We start from the raw sequence: 3,324 nt of genomic DNA on the forward strand, positions 1-3,324 counted from the left end.
AACAACTAAGCTTCGTCGGGTGCGAAGCGCCAACGATGAAGCGGATGTTGCACGGAACCTTGGTAGCCGGGCTATTACTTATGGGGTTTGAATAGTAGAAGTTACTGGTTTAAGAAATGAAAACCGGAGGATTAAACTGATCTGGAGTTGCATGATGGATTTACTCCCTTCAAAAGGATAGCTAATTTTATTCCGGATCAGGATTTTCTATTGATTCTCCTGGCAATCATGCAATGTTTTCATAGGTAATGGATATAAAATTCCCAGGCCTGTTCGGCAATCAGCTTTCAAAGGGTCGTCTTTACATTTGATGTTACCTGGTTCAATATTGCAATAGGTGGTCCCCGATGATCAAAATCCATCACGTGTTGCATGCGGCCTTTTTTGCAACAGGGACAGCTGGCTTCAATTGGTACGGATAGTTCTGCAGTAGGTTGCTCTTTTTTGTTGCGGTTCTGCTTCGGAGTTAATTGTTCCCGGATCGTTGGAAGTGATGTCTGCTTTACCGCATTACTCAACATCCCATAATGCCGAATCCGCACAAATCCTTTAGGCAGGATGTGCAGCGCAAAGCGCCGGATAAATTCTACTGCAGATAAACACATTTCTTTTTTAGTACCTGCCTGTCGGTAATCCTTGTAGGTAAACTGAACAGTTTGATCATTGACTGCCGTGATGCGATGATTGCTGATCGCAATCTTATGCGTATAGCGTCCCAGGTATTCAATCACCTGGTCAGGTCCACCGAAAGGACGTTTGGCATACACTACCCAGGGGGTAGCAAAAAGCTGGTTGAAAAATTCCGGTGGCTGCTCCGGAAACGCTTTTCGCAAGGCTGCTGCATACCGGGCCCGGAATACCGCACTCAGGGCTTTTACCGGATAGAGGAACTTGCCTTTGCAGCGGGTGCTTTTCCAATGGCCCGTAGAAGTGATACCCCCACCCGGAACGATACAATGCAGGTGCGGATGCAGGGTGAGTGTTTGTCCCCAGGTATGCAGGATGCTGATCATACCGGTTTGAGCACCAAGGTGTTTTGGATCCGATGCAAAAGATTGAATCGTACTCCAAACGGTTGAGAATAGCAAACCATAAACAACAGCCGGTTTATGCAACGCCAGTTGATTGATCGCCTCCGGTAATGTAAACACCACATGATAGTACGGAACAGGCAATAGTTCTTCCTGCCGGGCCGCCATCCAGGCTTCCCGCTGCTGTCCCTGGCACTTGGGACAGTGGCGATTGCGGCAACTGTTATAGCTGATACGCAGGTGCCCGCAACTATCGCACTGATCAATATGCCCGCCCAGTGCTGCCGTTCTGCAGCGCCGGATCGCATGCAGGGTGCGCCACTGCCAACTGTTTAAGGATAGTTGCTCATTTGCTCGCTCCCAGTGCAGGTTCAGAATAGTGGCCAGTTCAAAAGCCGGTTGCACGGTTTACCTGCCGTAAAGCTGATCCAGCACGCTGAGGGGTGGTCGATCAACGGGTTGCGCAACATGTAAATAAATCATCGTGGTATCGATGCTCTCATGGCCCAAGAGTTTTTGGATGGTCATGATATCGATGCCAGCTTCCAATAAATGCGTGGCATAGGTATGACGAAGGGTATGAACCGATACTTCTTTTTTAATGCCTGCCTGTTTGACTGCCTGGGTAACGGCCCACTGCACACCACGTTGGGAATAGCGGCTGTCAAAATCGCCTCCTTTGCGGCCTTCAATTGAAGGATCGCCTTTGCCATTGAAGAGCCACTTAACAGGACCTTCGGCATCGATGTATTTTTGAAGTCCGGCTGCCAGTACCGAGCCAATAGGAACATAGCGATCTTTCTTGCCCTTGCTTTGCCGGATGTGCAACATGCGGCGGTTCAGATCAATGTCTTTGAGTTGCAGGCTACGCACTTCCATACAGCGAAGGCCACAGTCATACAGTAGAGCGATCAGGATCCGGTGCTTAAGCAAAGTAGGTGTGTGCAGCAGCCGTTTTACTTCTTCCCGGCTCAGAATTACCGGAAGTTTTTCTTCCCGTTGAATGGCAGGCAGGGCAATGCGTTTGTCATCCAGTCCTTCCAGCCGGAATACAAACCGAAGGCCATACACAGTGTGTTTGAAATAGGATTCCGAAGGCGTGTTGTGTTGTTGCTGCAGGAGATACAGGTAATCTTCAATCTGATCTTCATCGAGTTCAGTAGGCAGCGTGTTGAAATGTAAGGCCATCTGTGCCAGGTGCCGGGCGTAATTGTTGAGGGTGCTTTCGCTTCTGCCGGATGTCTTCATGCGACGCTTGAGCCGCTTGAATAAATCATGAAAACCAGTTACATTAGCACATGCCTGGGCAACCAGTGTAGAGGGACGCGGAGAACGGTTTGTAGTAGTCATAAATTTTGATTTTTGTTATATCAAAAAGCTACAAACCGTTCCCCGAATTTGAGTAGGAAAGGCTACCGAAGGTTTAGTGCAACATTGCATTGCATCAATGGCGGGTGACGGAATATATGTTGAACTTTGGGAACTGTATTGAACTGTTGTTCCGGGCTTGACGAAATGAATTGAGCGATAGAACATCTTTTGAACTTTATATCTTTATTCAGCTTTGGTATCGGCAGACGGAATTCTATACCGCCACTGCTGCAATGCCTTCACGTTGGTGGCAATTAAAATTGACACACCCTAATATGCAAAGCGAAAAAAGACAGCATCTATTCAGAAAATGCTTATGAGACTTTCGACATTTTTACTTCTTTTCAATTGTTTAAACTCGTTTGCACAAACAAATAATTACCAAAACTTACTTGACACCGCTATAGGAGGACACGGAAGTCTGTTTCTTTATTCGAAACCCTTAAAAGTAACACGACTTGACATAAAAGAATTGTGGTTTTATTTTGAAAATGCAAGAGAGTATTCTAATCAAAAGCTGGACACAGTAATGTTCTCTCAAATTATTCAAAATTCTTTAGTTGCGGACACAACTTTATGGTCAGACAATGAACTACCGAAATTTATATTAATTAATGATAGAGCAGCGACCGTTTCCAAAAGGTACGTAGTTGAGAAATTCAAATTGACTGACAAAAAGCAAATCAAATATTTCACCAAATACGTAAACAAATTTAACACAACAGATATTTCAGACCGAGTTATTTGCTACTATTCAAGACCGATTTTTGACAATACAAAAACATTCGCAATAGTTCAGTGGGACAACGGACACAGTTATCTTGGCGGTGGCGGTGGCATTATGCTTTATCAACAGCAAAGCGACAAGACCTGGAAAGAACATTGTGTGATACTTAACTGGCGATATTAACTGCCACCAACA

At 45.6% G+C, this 3,324-nt stretch carries 3 protein-coding genes; 1 reads left to right on the forward strand and 2 read right to left on the reverse strand.

The features are described from left to right. Nucleotides 1-287: 287 nt before the first annotated feature. Entirely contained in the window at nucleotides 288-1,436 is a 1,149-nt protein-coding gene (locus BC349_RS11325) for an IS91 family transposase (protein ID WP_187256029.1), read from the reverse strand. A 3-nt stretch (nucleotides 1,437-1,439) separates the two neighbouring features. After that, entirely contained in the window at nucleotides 1,440-2,381 is a 942-nt protein-coding gene (locus BC349_RS11330; protein ID WP_187256030.1) for a tyrosine-type recombinase/integrase, read from the reverse strand. Nucleotides 2,382-2,718: 337 nt separating this feature from the next. On the opposite strand from BC349_RS11330, the gene BC349_RS11335 reads away from it, so the two are divergent. After that, a complete protein-coding gene (locus BC349_RS11335; protein WP_187256040.1) occupies nucleotides 2,719-3,312 on the forward strand; it encodes a hypothetical protein in 594 nt (197 codons plus the stop codon). Nucleotides 3,313-3,324: the final 12 nt, after the last annotated feature.

Origin of the sequence: Flavihumibacter stibioxidans, from assembly GCF_014332695.1 — a bacterium.
Taxonomy (GTDB): Bacteria; Bacteroidota; Bacteroidia; order Chitinophagales; family Chitinophagaceae; genus Flavihumibacter; species Flavihumibacter stibioxidans.

Excerpts from the sequence above, each read along its gene's own strand:
- BC349_RS11330 (WP_187256030.1), bottom strand. The coding sequence starts at position 2,381 with ATGACTACTACAAACCGTTCTCCGCGTCCCTCTACACTGGTTGCCCAG.
- BC349_RS11335 (WP_187256040.1), top strand. The coding sequence starts at position 2,719 with ATGAGACTTTCGACATTTTTACTTCTTTTCAATTGTTTAAACTCGTTT.